Here is a 15,271-nt window from a genome sequence, read left to right on the forward strand (position 1 = left end):
TAATTCCACACTGGGTGACGAAAAGCTAAAGCTTAAAAAGACGAACCGGGCTGCTTCAGAAAAGCCAGTTCCTCGTCGCTAGAAGTCCGCCCCAGAAGTGCATTGCGGTGCGGGTAACGCCCAAAACGATCAATAATTGCCTTGTGGCTGACTTCATAATTGAAGTTTTCTTCTAGTCCCGGCTGATCAAATAGCGGCAGCGCCAATTCGTGAATCGTCGCGGATTCGCTATGCATATAGGGCATATACACAAACACCCTCTGCTGACGGGTCAGCTTAGCGTCTGCTCCCGCAGCCACCGTTTCCTGGGCCAGCGCCAGCGCTAAGGCATCGGTGGCAAAAGCGCGGGCGTCATGGCGGTAGATATTGCGCGAGAATTGATCCAGCACAATGATCTCTGCCAACCGACCCTGTGCGGTGCTTCGCCAAGCGTAACACTCGCACTGCGCAGCCTGGGCATGCAGCTCACCAAACCGCTGCAAAATGGTGCGATCCATCTCAGGGTCTTTTTTAAACCACTGAGCAGGCGTCAATTCCTCAAACCAAAAATCGAGTATCGCTTGAACATCTGAGGGCATTGACGCCTCCTTCTTAGCGTAAATAAAAACTAGCCCGTATTACGTAGACCAGCAGCAATGCCCGCCATGGTGACCATCAACGCCCGTGAAAGATCCGCGCTAATCGCCCCGTCGGCATCGCGGTTACGCTGGAGCAGTTCGGCCTGCAACCCATGCAGCGGGTCGATGTAGGGATTACGCACATCAATCGCCTGGCGAATCAGCGGCGTATTCTCCAGCAGCTTCTCCTGCTGAAGAATATCCAGCACCGCCTCTTCCAGCGTCGCGAAACGCTGGCGTAACTGTTTACCCAACGCCTTCAGCGCAGGCTCGTCGACTAAGCGGTGCTCGTAGTACGCAGAGATCGCCACATCGGCTTTGGCCAGCAGCATTTCAAGCATGTCCAGGTAAGTGCCGAAGAACGGCCACTCGTTACGCATTTCTTGCAGTACATCACGACCGCCAGGCTGCTCTAAACGCCGTGAAAAGGCTTCGCCGCTGCCCAGCCACGCGGGTAGCATCAGGCGAATCTGCGTCCAGGCGAAAATCCAGGGAATCGCACGTAGGGTTTCGACCCCGCCATCCTGGCGGCGTTTGGTGGGGCGTGACCCCAACGGCAGCCTGCCGAGCGCGCCTTCCGGCGTGACCGCCCGAAAGTAGGGCACAAAATCGGGGTCTTCGCGCACTACGCCCACATAGGCGCCATGCGCCACTTTGGCGAGCTGATCCATCTCTTCGCGCCAGTGGGGTTCTGGGGTACGCGGTGGCAGCAATGTGGCTTCCAGCACCGCACAGGCGTAGATCTCCATGGACCGCAGGGCAATATCCGGCTGGCCAAACTTGAAGCGAATCATCTCACCCTGCTCGGTCACCCGCAGGCTGCCGTTCACTGACCCGGGTGGCTGGGAGAGAATTGCCGCGTGGGCGGGGCCGCCGCCACGGCCAACGGTGCCGCCGCGGCCGTGGAAAAGGGTTAAATCGACACCGTGACGGTTACACACATTAACCAACGACTCCTGGGCGCGGTACTGCGCCCAGGCGGCGGCCAATTGGCCGGCGTCTTTGGCCGAGTCGGAGTAGCCGATCATGACTTCCTGGCGGTCATCAATCAGCGCGCGGTAGCCCGGTATGGCAAGCAGCTGATCCACCACATCGCCGGCATGATCAAGGTCGTTGAGGGTTTCAAACAGCGGCGCGATGGGTAGCGTGACCTGCCCACCGACTTCTTTCATTAACAGCGCCACGGTCAGCACATCCGAAGGTTCAGCGGCCATGGAAATAATATAAGTGCCCAGCGCTTCGTTTTGCTCCTTGGCGATCACCCTAAAAGTATCCAGCACCTCTCGGGACTCGGCAGAGCACTCCCAGCGGCGCGGTATCAGCGGGCGGCGTGAGGCAAGCTCCGCGAGCAGAAATACCTGGCGCTGCGCTTCGTCCCACTCGCGATAGTGGCCAAGACCCAAGGTACTGGTCAACTCTTCAATCACCTGGGCATGGCGGCTGGCTTCCTGGCGCAGGTCAAGCTTGGTCAGCGTAACGCCAAACACCGCCACTCGGCGCAGCGTATCCAGCAGCGCACCGTTGGCGATGGTATCCAGGCCCACATCGCACAGCGAGCGGTAGCAGGCGAGTAGCGGCGCATACAGCTGATCGCGAGTCTCGATAATCGGCCCGCCATTATAAAGGCGCCCTTCCAGCTCGGCTTTGGCCCACTCCCGCGTCGCCTCCATCTTCGCCAGCAGGCGTTTTATTATTTCGCGATACGGCTCGGCCACATCGCCCGCCTCGGCTTTGAGCGCGCTATTGGCTTTCCACATGGAAAGCTCGGTTTTTAGCTGCTCAAGGTCGCGTAGATAAAGGTCGGCGGCCATCCAGCGGCCCAGCAGCAAGACTTCACGGGTCACCCGGGCGGTGACGTTGGGATTGCCGTCGCGGTCGCCACCCATCCAGGAAGCGTAGCGTATCGGCGCGGCATCCAACGGCAGGCGCTCACCGGCCGTATCCAGCAGCAGGTTATCCAAATCCCGGTGGAAATCGGGCACCGCCTGCCACAGCGAGTTTTCAATCACCGCGAAGCCCCATTTGGCTTCATCGACCGGCGTGGGCCGCTCGTGGCGAATCTCGTCGGTGTGCCAGGCTTGGCTAATCAGCTCTTCCAGGCGGCCCTGGGCGCGGGTACCGCGCTCTGGATAATCGTCTGAGCTCTCAATGGCAGTGAGACACTCATCAATAGCGTCATATTTTTGAATCAACGTACGCCGGATAACCTCGGTGGGGTGGGCGGTAAGCACCAGTTCCACGCGCATATTGGCCAGCGTTTCGACCAGCTTGCGCGGTGAATTGCCCGCCTGCTGAGCACGCTCAAGCAACTCGCCCAGCACCGGCTGGGAGCCGGGTTTGTAATCTTCGACGCGACGAAAGCGCGCCCGGTAGTGCTGTTCGGCAATATTGGCGAGGTTTAAAAATTGGTTAAACGCCCGGGTGACCGGCAGCAGGTCTTGCTCGGGCAGGTCACGCAGGTATTCGATCAGTTCGCGCTGCTGCAGCGAGTCGCCCTGACGACCACGCTTGGCATGGGCGCGAATGGTTTCAATTTTATCGACAAATGTCTGGCCCAAGTCATCGGCAATGGTGCGCCCCAGGCTGTCGCCTAGAATACGCACGTTATCGCGCAGAGATTCGTGTAGGTCGTGACTCATTGGCATGGCCTCCTTGCAGGGGTCGCATCATTATTAAATCAGGGATGGGTAGGTTGTTTTTCTTTTGCCAGGGTTTCTTTTGCTTTAGCCGCCTGCCAGTGGGCTTCCATCTCGTCTAGCGAAGCCTCCGCCAAGGGTCGCTGGGCAACGCTAAGCGCGCTCTCGACAAAACGAAAGCGGCGCTCGAACTTGGCATTGGTAGCCCTCAGGCACTGTTCAGGGTCGGCATTCAGCGTGCGAGCAAGGTTGGTCACCGCAAACAGCAAATCGCCGACTTCTTCCTGAGCATGCCGCTGATCACCGGCGGCGAGTGCTTCTTCTACTTCGGCCAGCTCTTCGCGAATTTTCGCTATCACGCCGCGCGCATCGGGCCAGTCAAAGCCGACCCGCGCCGCGCGCTTAGACAGCTTGGCGGCGCGACTTAGCGCAGGCAGCGTGCGTGGCACATCGTCGAGAACAGAAGGGGTATCGTTTGTCCGCTCCGCCCGCTCGTCGGCTTTAAGTGACTCCCAGCGGCTGTTGACCTGCTGGGCCTGTACCTCCTCGGCGCTGACCCCGGGTGGCCGACGCGAAGCTAAGGTGCCCTCTGGAAATACATGCGGATGGCGGCGCAGCATTTTGGCGGTCAGCGTATCGACGATATCGGCAAAGTCGAAGCGCTGCTCTTCCGCGCCAAACTGAGCGTAGTAAACCACTTGAAAGAGTAGATCGCCCAGCTCACCAGGCAGCTCGTCAAAGGCGCGCCGCTCAATGGCGTCGGCAACCTCGTAGGCCTCTTCCAGGGTGTGGGGCACAATGCTGTCCCAATCCTGCTTGATATCCCAGGGGCAGCCTTGCTCGCGGTCGCGCAACACGTGCATTAGGGTGAGCAAATCGTCCAGCGAGTAACGCATCAGGCCGCTCCTCCACGGGTGTTTTTATCGGGGTCGGTATCGCGTAAACGGCGTACCTCGGTGACATTGGGCAACTGCTGAATACGCGAGAACAGCCGCCCCAGGGCTTCAAGACCGTCGACTTCCAGGGTAATGCGCAGCCTGGCAATGCCTTCGTCGGTATCGGTTAGCGTGTTCACCGCGAGTACGTTGACTTTTTCATTACCCAGTAGCCCGGTGACGTCGCGCAGCAGACCGGAGCGATCCCAGGCTTGTATCTCAATGGTGACCGGATAGCGGGTCTGGGCGCGCTCGCCCCACTCCACTTCGATAATGCGCTGGGGCTCGTCCAGGCGCAATTGCAAAATATTACTGCAGTCCTGGCGGTGCACCGTAACCCCGCGCCCCTGGGTGATAAAGCCGACAATTGGCTCGCCGGGAACCGGGCGGCAGCAGTTGGCCATACTGGTTTTCAGGTTGCCGACACCCAGCACCGTGATATCGCTTTTGGTGGCTTTGCTGGATTGGCGTTTCGGCTTGGCGAGCAGGCGGTCAAGTTGCTCCTGGTCGTCGCTTTCGCCGAATAGCTGCTGGGCCTGATGCAGCACCTGGCCAATGCGCAGATCACCGGCGCCGATGGCGGCGTACATATCGTCGGCGTTTTGATAGTTAACGGCCTTGGCCAGCTTGGCGAGATCAAGCCCCTCAACATCCAGGCGACGCATCTCACGGTCAAACAGCGCGCGCCCTTCTTCCAGGTTCTGATCCCGCGCCTGGTGTTTAAACCACGCCTGGATTTTGGCCCGCGCTCGTGAGGTGCGCACGTAGCCCAGGCTGGGGTTTAGCCAGTCGCGGCTTGGGCCGCCTTTGGTGGCGGTAAGAATTTCAACCTGCTGGCCGGTTTTCAGCTTGTAGGTGAGCGGTACGATACGCCCGTTAATCTTGGCGCCCCGGCAGCGGTGGCCAATTTCGGTATGCACCCGGTAGGCGAAATCAATCGGCGTGGCAACCCGCGGCAGGTCGATCACGTGGCCGTCAGGGGTAAACACGTAGATGCGGTCAGGGGCTACATCGCTGGAAAGCCCTTCGCGCAGATCGCCAAAGCCACCCACTTCGTCCTGCCACTCCAACACCTGGCGCAGCCAGGCGATCTTCTCTTCGTAGCTACGGCTTTTGGCATTGGTATCGTGGCCTTTATAACGCCAGTGGGCACAGACCCCCAGCTCCGCTTCGTCGTGCATGGCGAAGGTACGAATCTGGATTTCAAGCACCTTGTTTTCCGGGCCCATGACGGCGGTATGCAGCGACTGATAGCCGTTCTTTTTGGGGTTGGCAATGTAGTCGTCAAACTCGTTGGGCACATGGTGCCAACGCGAGTGAATAATCCCCAGCACGGTGTAGCAATCGGCAACGTCAGGGACCAGGATGCGCACCGCTCGCACGTCGTTTACCTGGGAAAAATCGATCCGTTTGCGCTTCATTTTGCGCCAGATCGAGTAAATATGTTTGGCGCGGCCATCCACGTCGTAGCGGTGGATATGTTGGGCTTCCATCAAGCCTTTGATGGTTTCCACCACATCGTTAATATAGCGGTCGCGGTCTAGGCGCTTTTCCGCCAGCAGCTTGGCGATCGCTTTGTATTCCTCTTCGTGCAAGTAACGAAACGAGAGGTCTTCCAGCTCCCACTTGAGCTGGCCGACGCCCAGGCGGTGGGCCAGCGGGGCGTAAATATCGGCGACTTCCCTCGCCACCTGTAAGGATTTATCACGCGGAGCGTCTTTAACCTGACGCAGCGCGCAGGTCCGTTCGGCAATTTTGATCAACGCCACGCGCACATCGCTGACCATATTGACCAGCATTTTGCGCAGGTTTTCCTGCTGGTTGTGCTGACCCATGCCATGATCCGGCGCCAGCGGGTAGCTGATGGCAGCCATTTGCAGCACGCCATCGATCAGGTTGGCCACTTCCTCGCCAAAGCGTTTTGTGACCCCCTCTAAACTGAGCAAGCCCTCGCGTACCGCACGGTATAAAACGGCGGCTTCCAGGGTGGCTTGATCGAGCTTTAATTCGCCCAGAATATCGGCCATTTCCAGTCCCATACGGAAGCTAGAACCGGGCGATAGCCATACCCGATGCGCGCGCGGGGCCTCAAGCTCCAGCGTCTCGGCAAGCTCACAGGCGGCGCCTAAACGCTCAGGATCCCAGAGGCGCACATCCTCTTGCAGGCGCGTTAACCATTGTTGTATATCCACCTTTCCACTAGCGGTGAGCGGCTGGTCTTCACGCACTTTTACCATGACGTTAACTCATCCATTCAGGGCAACGGTCTGCGCTCGGCCGTCGCCGTGGCTTGATATTTTAACCAGCATCAAATTCAAACAACATTAGCGTTTCTAAATGCGCAGTGTGAAGGAACATATCCGCCACGACTACCTGCTTAACCCGGTACCCCGCATGCACAAGGTGTGCCGCATCACGGGCGAGCGTTGCCGGATCACAGGAAATATAGACCACCTTGGGCACCGGGTGGCGTGCCAACGCCTGACAAATTGCTTCGGCGCCACTGCGCGGCGGGTCGAGCACCACGGCATCGCTAGCGCGATGCTCGGTTAATAACGCATTAACGCTGAACGGGTCGGCTAAATCGGCCTGTTGACCGCTCACCATTAGTTGATTGCGCTGCGCGTTAGTGGCAATACGCCCGACCATGGCGGGGTTGCCCTCTACCGCGTGCACATCGGCGCCGACAGCCGCCATCGGCAGGCTGAAATTACCAATGCCGGCAAATAGGTCGAGTAGCTTTTGCCCAGGCTTCACCGCTAGCCATTGGATCACCTGGGCGACCATTTGCTGGTTAACCGGGGCGTTAACCTGTAAAAAATCGCCCGGTGAAAACGCCAGCGTCAGCGGCGGGTGACCATCGAGTGCCAGCGTCTCTTCCAGCACCGGGACTGCATCATTCCAGTGCAGCGCCGGCGTTTCACGCCCCAACCAAGTGCCTAACACCACCTGCTGCTGCTCGGCAAAGGCTTGCCAGCGCGCGGCATCGTGGGGGTGCGCTTTTAGCTGGCGTACCAGCACCACCTGTGTGGTCGCCGTCGCCAGCAGCTCGATATGACCTACCTGGCGCGGCGCGTCTAACGTTCCCAACAAAGCGCGCAGGGGCGTTAGCAGCTGCTGCAAGGCGTCAACCAGCACCGGGCAGCGTTCAATATCCACCAGCCGGTGGCTGTGCGCGGCGCGAAAGCCAAGTCGGGTATTGCCCTGGCTATCAACTTTGACCCCCAGCCGCGCACGGCGTCGGTAGCCCTGATCGCTGCTATGAATCGAGCCAATGTCCGTCAGTGTTATGCCCTGGCGAGAAAACAGCTCGCGCACCACTTCGCGCTTATGGGTAAGCTGGGCGGCAACGTTTAAGTGCTGCAAATCACAGCCGCCACAGTGGCCAAAGTGCGGGCAAAGGGGCGTAACGCGCTGCTCGGATGTGGTCAACAGCGATTTAATATGCGCTTCGTCAAAGCGTTTGCGGGTGAGATGGACCGCCACTTCCACCTGTTCACCGGGCAGCGCCTGATCCACAAACACGGTTTTACCATTGGCCGTGTGCGCAACGCCGCGGCCATCGTGAGCCAGGCGCTCAATCTGAAGCGGCGAGGTGTCCTCACTGGTCGTGTGCGCCTTGCCACTCGGCGAGCGGGCGAGACCAGAATGACCCGACGCAGGCCGCGCTGGCCGCCGTTTTCCCAACATGGCCATAGATTAAACTCCTGGGGCAAAGAGGCCAGTGGAGAGATAGCGATCACCACGGTCACAGACAATAAACACAATCACCGCGTTTTCGGTTTGTTCGGCAATCCGCAGCGCGCCTACCAAGCCGCCGCCCGAGGACACACCCGCCAGGATGCCCTCTTCACGCGCCAAACGCCGCATGTGCTCTTCGGCTTCTTGCTGGCCAATATCCAGGGTTGTATCCACCCGAGGGGGTTCAAAAATGGCGGGCTGGTACTCTTTTGGCCAGCGGCGGATGCCGGGAATGCTCGCCTCATCGGCGGGCTGCAAACCGACAATCTGAATAGCCGGGTTTTGCTCTTTCAGATAGCGCGACACGCCCATGATAGTCCCGGTGGTGCCCATGGAGCTAATGAAGTGGGTTACCTCGCCGCCGGTTTGCTGCCAGACTTCAGGGCCGGTGGTGCGATAGTGCGCTAGCGGGTTGTCCGGATTGGCAAACTGATTAAGCGGCTTACCCTCCCCCCTGGCAATCATGCCATCGGCGATATCCCGCGCCTGCTCCATGCCGCCGGTTTTGCTCACCGAGATCAATTTGGCGCCGTAGGCCGCCATGGCCTGCTTACGCTCTTCGGAGGCGTTTTCCGGCATCACCAATACCATTTGGTAGCCTTTAATCGCCGCGGCCATGGCCAGCGCGATGCCCGTATTGCCGGACGTAGCTTCAATCAGCGTATCGCCTGGGGTAATGTCACCGCGGGCTTCCGCTTCGCTGAGCATGGAAAGCGCCGGGCGATCTTTGACCGACCCGGCGGGGTTATTACCTTCGAGTTTGGCCAGCAGGGTATTGTTGCGCCCTGCGCTGATGCGTTTGAGGCGCACTAGCGGCGTATTGCCAACCATCTCTTCCAAGGTGGGATATTTCATCGCACGCTCCTTATCGTAACCGTTATGCTGCATTATATCGGTGTCGCCTTTGGCTTGACAGGTAACCTCATTGAATTAGCGAGCTTCTTTCATGTCTTTGAACACCCGCCTTCTGTTCGCCCTACTCGGTTTACCGCTACTGGTGTATGCACTGATGGGCATTCTTCTGGTGGTACAAAGCGATACGCAGGCGCGCGCAGAGCACCAAGAGCGCTTAGAAAGTGCCGGTGAGCTGCTGGCCCCAAGCCTTGCTGACGCCGTCGCCAGGCAAGATTCACAGCAGCTGGAACAGCTAGCGCGCCAGCTGCTCAACCTTAATGATCTACGCACGGTGGCGCTTTATGACGCGCAGGGCAATCAGCTGCTGTCGCTGGGGCCGTCCGCAGCCGCGCCCACATCGCCTAGCCCCCCCGTTGACAGCCAACTCGCTATCGACGAAGAGGCGGGGCGGTTGCGCTTAGCGCTAACGCCGTCTGAGGGTAGCAGATCTACTCCGCTCGGCTGGCTAACGGCCGAAACGGATACCCGCGCGCTCACCCTTGAGCGTTACAAGCTTATGGCGAGCCTAAGCCTGGGTGGCATGCTGCTAGGGATGCTGATGTTTTTAGTTGCCTTTGCCATCAGCCGCTATGTTACCCGCCCCATTGAAGAGGCCAACCACGCTCTTTATCGCTTGTCTCGCGGCGATTATCGGCTGCACCTGGAGCCTTCCCAGGCGACGGAGCTCGACCAGCTTTCTAGCCGTATCAACGTCTTGGCTGAGCACTTTCAACAGGCCCAGCGGGATATGCAAACGCAAATCGAGCAGGCCACCAGCGAATTGCAAGAGTCGATGGACACCATCGAAGAGCAGAATATCAAGCTCGATTTAGCCCATCGCAGCGCGCTGCAGGCAAACGCGGTAAAATCTGAATTTCTGGCCAACATGAGCCACGAAATCCGCACCCCGCTCAACGGTATTATCGGCTTTTGCCGACTGCTCGGCCGCTCGGCGTTGGATACGCGCCAGCAAGAGTGGCTGCAGCACGTCCAGCGCGCCTCCGATAACCTGCTTATGCTGGTTAACGATGTGCTCGACTTTTCCAAGCTTGAGGCTAACCGCCTGACCCTGGAAGAGGCGGATATCGATATCGTCGCCCTGGTCGATGAAGTGCTGGGCTTGCACGCCCCGGAAGCCCAGCGCAAGCAGTTGCACTTGGTGGCCATGGTGTATGACGACGTGCCTACTCCACTGTGCGGCGACCCGTTACGTATCCATCAGGTATTAAATAATTTAATTAGCAATGCGCTCAAATTCACGCATAAAGGCGAAGTGATTGTGCGCGTGATGCTGGATAACCTGGAAGGCCAGCATGTCGTGCTTAATCTCAGCGTTAGTGACACCGGGATTGGCTTAAGCGACGCCCAGCAGCAGGCGCTATTTAGCGCTTTTTGCCAAGCCGAACCCAGCCACTCACGGCAATTTGGCGGCAGCGGCCTGGGGCTGACCATCTGCCGCCAGTTAATTGAGCGCATGGGGGGCGAAATCAGCGTTGAGAGCGAGCTTGGCAGCGGCTCCACCTTCTCATTTACGCTGCCTATGCTGGCCCATAAAGCCATCGAGCGGCCAGCGGAAATTAACCTGTCCAATGCACCTGTTCGCTTGTACGAAAACCACGCGCCGACTCGGTATGTACTAGCGCATTTTCTGCACCGCTGGGAAGCGCAGCCACTGGCGTTTGACGCCCCTGAACGAGCCCAGTTGCTGATACTGGGATTAGAACCCAACGATTTTAGCCCCGAGCGTTACCACCACTGGCAAACGGTGATTGACCAAACCGCTTGTCCCGTCTTAATTTTAGCCAATGGCAACAGTTTTGACCTGCCCACGCTGCGCTTACCGCATGGCGGCGAGACCCTCTATAAACCGTTTTCCCGGGCGCAGTTGGTGGCATCCCTGAAGCAGCAGCTGCTGCCCACGCTTGAGCCGGACAAACCCGTCGGCTCATTGCCCGCCCTGCAAGTAGCGTCTCAGACACTCAAGCTGCTTATTGTTGACGACAACCAGCCCAACCGTGAGCTGCTCAAAAGCATGCTTGAACACCCTACCCTGGCTATTACCACGGTGGAAAGCGGCCAGCAGGCGCTGGCATTCGCGCATAGCGATAACGCTGACATGGTATTAATGGATATTCGTATGCCGGGAATGGATGGGATACAAACGACTCAAGCGCTACGCCGACTCAGTACCACCTGGGCACGCTGCCCGATTATTGCCGTTACCGCTCACGTGCTCAGCAGTGAACGCCAGCAGTGGCTGGCGGCAGGCCTGGACGACGTGCTGATCAAACCGATTGACGAAGCGCAGCTAAATCAATTGCTCAATCGCTTTTTAGGGGTTACCCAGCGGCAACGCGTCAGCACTGACCCACCCCCTTCACAAAATACCCATAAGCCGGGCCATAGCCATAAAGCTCCCGCCATGCTACCCGTGGTCGACCTTGAGATGGGAGCACGCCTGGCAGGCGGAAAAGAGCACTTAGCCCGCGAGCAGCTAAAACGTCTGACTGACAGCCTTGCCGAGAGCGAACAACACATGCGTGCCGCTTTTGCGCAGCAAAATTTACCCACGCTACTCGACTGGGTACACGGCCTTAACGGCGCCAGCCGTTACTGCGGCGCCCCCGAACTCGCCCTGCTGGTGGAAACCCTGGAAACCCGCCTGCGCACCGGTGGGTTAAGCCGCGCAGAGGAGCTGCTCGACAATGTATACCGCGCGATGGCACGGTTACGCGCGCATCGTCCGCAACTGCTTAGGCATTAAGTTAACGGGGCTACCAGCTCGAAAAATGGATGGGAGCGCTAGCGTTCCAACACCACAAACGCCACCGCATAGTCGGCTTCATCGCTCAGGGTAACGTGGCTGGCAGTGACACCCGCCGCCAGCAAGAGCCGTTCGGCTTCGCCGTTAAGCAGCAAGTACGGCTTGCCCAAGGCGTCGTTGAGTACCTGAATATCACGCCACTGCATACCGTCACGCAGCCCTAGGCCCAACGCCTTAACAAACGCTTCTTTAGCGGCAAATCGCTTGGCCAGAAAAGCGGCCGGTTGCGACTTACACAGCCAGACGGCATGCTCCTCGGGGCCTAAAATCCGCTGCGCAAAACGCGGGCCGTGGCGCACCACGGCCCGGGTAAAACGCTCAATACGGGCAATATCCGAGCCAATCCCCACGATCATCGCCTAACAAGCCCCTGAATAGAAAACCGCTGAATAGAAAACCTCGGGTTAATGCCCACAGCAACCATTATGCACATGCTCAGAATGGTCTTCATGATGGTGGTCGTGCTGATGCTCAAGGTCGTGGGCATCGAGCGCTGCCATCAAGCCGGCTTCCTGACCTGCGATGATCAAGCGCTTCATCTCCTGAACGGCCTCTTTCAAGCCAACAAACAGCGCCCGCGCAATAATCGCGTGACCAATATTCAGTTCATTGATGCCGGGCAGCGCGGCTATCGCTTCGACGTTGTGGTAATGCAGGCCGTGGCCAGCGTTAACCACCAGCCCCAGAGAAACAGCGTGAGTCGCGGCGGCGGTTAGGCGCTGATATTCGCCGTTAGCCGCTTCGCTGCCAGGCCGCGCTTCGGCGTAAGCGCCCGTGTGCAGCTCAATGGTCGGCGCACCAGCACGCTGGGCCGCCTCAATTTGCGCCACATCAGGGTCAATAAACAGCGACACATCGCACCCCGCTGCGTTCAACCGCTGGCAGGCGCCGGCGATAGCATCAAAGCCGGCGACAACATCCAGACCGCCCTCTGTGGTCAATTCTTGGCGCTTTTCCGGCACTAGGCAGACATGCGCAGGGCGCATGTCTTCAGCGAGCGCCAGCATCTCGTCGGTAACGGCCATTTCCAGGTTCATGCGCGTGTTCAGCACTTCGGCCAGAATGCGCACATCACGGGCCTGGATATGCCGCCGGTCTTCACGCAAGTGCACCGTAATGCCATCGGCGCCCGCCTCTTCAGCCACTAATGCCGCCTGAACGGGGTCCGGGTAGCGCGTACCTCGGGCTTGGCGAAGTGTCGCAATGTGATCAATATTGACGCCTAACAGGATCCGAGGGGGGTGCATAGTGCCTCCAACGCAGCGATAAGATAAGAGCTTGTAGCCAGGAAGTTCAAAATCAGGAAGTTCAAAAAACAGGAAGTTCAAAAATTAGGGGCGATGACGGCGGCGCGCTAAATCGAGCATCAGCTCTCGCGAACGTAAAACAGTCGTGCCCAGATGAGGCGCTAACGCCGCGCGCATGACGTTTTTAAGCGCATTGGCAAGCCCTTCATGCTGCCAGTCGCCCTGCTCAATATAGCGCAGCGTACGCCCATCAAGGCCGCGATCAGCCGGTATAAAGGCCCTAGACGCGGCGTCAAAGCGGTAACGGACCTGGGGGTCTAATCCGCTGCCGTCTGGCGTCGTAAAGCGCGGGGTGGCCTCCAGCGCTTCCAGCAACGCCCACTCGTAGCGGCGCAGCGCTAGCGCACGCTCTGCGGGAGCCGGCAACGCCTCTAACAACGCGGTATAAAACGCAAATACCTCGGCCGCTGGTAGTTCTAACGGCAGCAGCCGGGTGGCAATCTCATTGGCGTATAGCCCGCAAAGCAGCCCTTCGCCTGCGAGCAGTGCGGTCTGGCCGCGGGACTCCATCAGCGTGAGCCGCTTTAGCTCACGGCTGCCCTGCCAAGTCACAAACAGCGGCGTGAACGGCTGCAGGCGCTGGCGGGATTTTGAACCGGGCCGCTGACCACCATGGGCCACCGCGCGTACCCTACCGTGATTGAGCGTTAATAGGTCCACCAGCGCACTGGTTTCACGATAGGGCCGACGATGAAGCAGAAATGCCGGCTCTGGCGCCATTGCCACCCTCAATCGAGGTTGTAACCCAAGCTTTTCAGCGCGCGTTCATCATCCGACCAGCCGCGCTTCACTTTGACCCATAAATTGAGCATGACTTTGGTACCCAGCACGCGCTCCATATCCAGGCGCGCTTCGCGGCCGATGCTCTTAATTCGGTCGCCATTTTCACCAATCAGAATGACCTTCTGGCCCTGACGCTCGACCAGAATCAAGGCGCTGATATGGGTGATGCGCTCGGTTTCGCGAAACTCTTCAATTTCCACGGTCATCTGATAAGGCAGCTCATCGCCGAGTTGGCGCATGACCTTTTCACGCACCATTTCAGCGGCCATAAAGCGCAGGCTTTTATCGGTAACTTGATCTTCAGGGAAGAAGTGAACGCTCTCGGGAAGATGCGTGGCCACCTCCTCTTCCAAGGTATCGACCTGGGTGCCGTGTTTGGCTGAAATCGGCACGATAGCGGCAAAGTCACGACGCGCTCCCACCTCTGCCAGCCACGGCAGTAAGTCGCCTTTTTCACCCAGACGGTCAACTTTATTGACGGCTAGAATCACCGGTGCTTTAACGTGTTCCAGGCGCTTCAAAACGGCTTGATCTTCTTCGGTCCAGCGGGTGCGGTCGATAATAAACACCACGCAATCGACATCGCGTAACGCCTGGGTAGCGGCCTGATTCATAAAGCGGTTAATCGCCTTATTACGATCCTTGGACATAATATGCATGCCTGGGGTATCGACGTAGATGAACTGCTTCTCCTCAAGCGTTTTGATGCCCATGACCTGATGGCGCGTGGTTTGCGGCCGCCGTGAGGTAATCGATATTTTTTGCCCCAGAATGCGGTTCATGAGGGTCGATTTGCCCACGTTGGGTCGGCCCACAATGGCAACGAATCCGCAGGTTTGGCTCATGATTTCTCTCCAGGGCTTTTTTCAAGGTACGACAGCGCTTCTTCTGCCGCTTGCTGTTCAGCATGGCGGCGACTAGGGCCTTTACCAGTGGTATGCTCAACCAATAAATCAATATAGCACTCCACGGTAAAGGTCTGGGCATGCGCCTCGCCCTTCACGCAGACAACTTCATAACGCGGCAACGCCGCTTGGCGCGACTGGAGAAACTCCTGCAGCCGGGTTTTGGGGTCTTTTTGAGTATCTTGCAAAGAAATATTGCCCAGCCGTTCGGCGTACCAATCCAGCACGCGGTCGCGTACCACATCCATCCCGGCATCCAAGTAGATAGCACCAATAACGGCTTCAACGGCGTCCGCCAGGATTGATTCACGTCGGTGCCCGCCGCTTTTCATCTCGCCGGAACCCAGCTTTAAGCATTCGCCAAACTCCATTTCGCGAGCCAGCTCGGCCAAGGTTTGGCCTTTCACCAACCGCGCACGCAAGCGCGAAAGCTGGCCTTCGCGCGCCTGGGGAAAGCGCTGAAACAGCGCTTCGGCGATCACAAAGTTGACGATAGAGTCACCCAGAAACTCCAGGCGCTCATTGTTGCGACCACCGAAGCTGCGGTGGGTCATGGCCAATTCCATTAGCATATCATCGCCAAAGGTATGGCCGATTCGTCGGCAAAAAGCGTTCAAGGAATTACTCAC

Annotated in this window: 12 protein-coding genes; 1 reads left to right on the forward strand and 11 read right to left on the reverse strand. The window is 58.4% G+C overall.

All coding sequences use genetic code 11. From position 1 onward, the window contains the following. Positions 1-32: 32 nt before the first annotated feature. The 6 genes from HVA01_RS05560 to cysM all read right to left on the reverse strand — a co-directional run bounded on the left by HVA01_RS05560 (position 33) and on the right by cysM (position 8,784). Positions 33-578, reverse strand: coding sequence for a DUF924 family protein (locus HVA01_RS05560; RefSeq protein ID WP_146873758.1), 546 nt, complete (start codon positions 576-578; stop codon positions 33-35). A gap of 29 nt (positions 579-607) precedes the next feature. After that, positions 608-3,256 carry a phosphoenolpyruvate carboxylase gene (gene ppc / locus HVA01_RS05565; protein WP_146873760.1) on the reverse strand — a complete coding sequence of 883 codons (2,649 nt, stop codon included), beginning with the start codon at positions 3,254-3,256 and terminating at the stop codon, positions 608-610. Positions 3,257-3,294: 38 nt separating this feature from the next. Next, the gene (gene mazG / locus HVA01_RS05570) at positions 3,295-4,149 is read right to left on the reverse strand and encodes a nucleoside triphosphate pyrophosphohydrolase (RefSeq protein WP_146873762.1); all 855 of its coding nucleotides are present in this window, start codon (positions 4,147-4,149) and stop codon (positions 3,295-3,297) included. After that, entirely contained in the window at positions 4,149-6,425 is a 2,277-nt protein-coding gene (gene relA, locus HVA01_RS05575) for a GTP diphosphokinase (protein ID WP_146873764.1), read from the reverse strand. The genes mazG and relA overlap by 1 nt, the downstream gene beginning before the upstream one ends. 61 nt (positions 6,426-6,486) lie before the next feature. Next, complete coding sequence (rlmD, locus tag HVA01_RS05580; RefSeq protein ID WP_146873766.1) at positions 6,487-7,884, reverse strand: 23S rRNA (uracil(1939)-C(5))-methyltransferase RlmD; 1,398 nt, start codon at positions 7,882-7,884, stop codon at positions 6,487-6,489. A gap of 3 nt (positions 7,885-7,887) precedes the next feature. Beyond that, positions 7,888-8,784: a cysteine synthase CysM gene (cysM, locus tag HVA01_RS05585; RefSeq protein ID WP_146873768.1), complete on the reverse strand. Its 897-nt coding sequence runs from the start codon at positions 8,782-8,784 to the stop codon at positions 7,888-7,890. A gap of 91 nt (positions 8,785-8,875) precedes the next feature. Between cysM and HVA01_RS05590 the strand changes: the two genes are divergently transcribed. Continuing rightward, positions 8,876-11,587 (forward strand): ATP-binding protein, encoded by a 2,712-nt coding sequence (locus HVA01_RS05590; protein ID WP_146873770.1) that lies wholly within the window; start codon positions 8,876-8,878, stop codon positions 11,585-11,587. Between the two features lie 38 nt (positions 11,588-11,625). Here the strand turns inward: HVA01_RS05590 and acpS are convergent, their stop codons facing one another. From acpS to rnc, 5 genes are all read right to left on the reverse strand, one after another. Then, positions 11,626-12,003 carry a holo-ACP synthase gene (gene acpS, locus HVA01_RS05595; protein WP_146873772.1) on the reverse strand — a complete coding sequence of 126 codons (378 nt, stop codon included), beginning with the start codon at positions 12,001-12,003 and terminating at the stop codon, positions 11,626-11,628. Positions 12,004-12,051: 48 nt separating this feature from the next. Continuing rightward, positions 12,052-12,894, reverse strand: a complete 843-nt coding sequence (pdxJ, locus tag HVA01_RS05600) for a pyridoxine 5'-phosphate synthase (protein ID WP_146873774.1) — start codon at positions 12,892-12,894, stop codon at positions 12,052-12,054. 84 nt (positions 12,895-12,978) lie between these two features. Continuing rightward, positions 12,979-13,674 (reverse strand): DNA repair protein RecO, encoded by a 696-nt coding sequence (gene recO, locus HVA01_RS05605; protein ID WP_146873776.1) that lies wholly within the window; start codon positions 13,672-13,674, stop codon positions 12,979-12,981. 8 nt (positions 13,675-13,682) lie between these two features. Next, complete coding sequence (era, locus tag HVA01_RS05610; protein WP_146873778.1) at positions 13,683-14,582, reverse strand: GTPase Era; 900 nt, start codon at positions 14,580-14,582, stop codon at positions 13,683-13,685. Then, positions 14,579-15,271 carry a ribonuclease III gene (rnc, locus tag HVA01_RS05615; protein WP_146873780.1) on the reverse strand — a complete coding sequence of 231 codons (693 nt, stop codon included), beginning with the start codon at positions 15,269-15,271 and terminating at the stop codon, positions 14,579-14,581. The genes era and rnc overlap by 4 nt, the downstream gene beginning before the upstream one ends.

The organism is Halovibrio variabilis, from assembly GCF_007991175.1.
Classification (GTDB): Bacteria; Pseudomonadota; Gammaproteobacteria; order Pseudomonadales; family Halomonadaceae; genus Vreelandella; species Vreelandella variabilis.

Coding starts and splice junctions, on each gene's coding strand:
- HVA01_RS05560 (WP_146873758.1), bottom strand. CDS start 578: ATGCCCTCAGATGTTCAAGCGATACTCGATTTTTGGTTTGAGGAATTG.
- ppc (WP_146873760.1), bottom strand. CDS start 3,256: ATGAGTCACGACCTACACGAATCTCTGCGCGATAACGTGCGTATTCTA.
- mazG (WP_146873762.1), bottom strand. CDS start 4,149: ATGCGTTACTCGCTGGACGATTTGCTCACCCTAATGCACGTGTTGCGC.
- relA (WP_146873764.1), bottom strand. CDS start 6,425: ATGGTAAAAGTGCGTGAAGACCAGCCGCTCACCGCTAGTGGAAAGGTG.
- rlmD (WP_146873766.1), bottom strand. CDS start 7,884: ATGGCCATGTTGGGAAAACGGCGGCCAGCGCGGCCTGCGTCGGGTCAT.
- cysM (WP_146873768.1), bottom strand. CDS start 8,784: ATGAAATATCCCACCTTGGAAGAGATGGTTGGCAATACGCCGCTAGTG.
- HVA01_RS05590 (WP_146873770.1), top strand. CDS start 8,876: ATGTCTTTGAACACCCGCCTTCTGTTCGCCCTACTCGGTTTACCGCTA.
- acpS (WP_146873772.1), bottom strand. CDS start 12,003: ATGATCGTGGGGATTGGCTCGGATATTGCCCGTATTGAGCGTTTTACC.
- pdxJ (WP_146873774.1), bottom strand. CDS start 12,894: ATGCACCCCCCTCGGATCCTGTTAGGCGTCAATATTGATCACATTGCG.
- recO (WP_146873776.1), bottom strand. CDS start 13,674: ATGGCGCCAGAGCCGGCATTTCTGCTTCATCGTCGGCCCTATCGTGAA.
- era (WP_146873778.1), bottom strand. CDS start 14,582: ATGAGCCAAACCTGCGGATTCGTTGCCATTGTGGGCCGACCCAACGTG.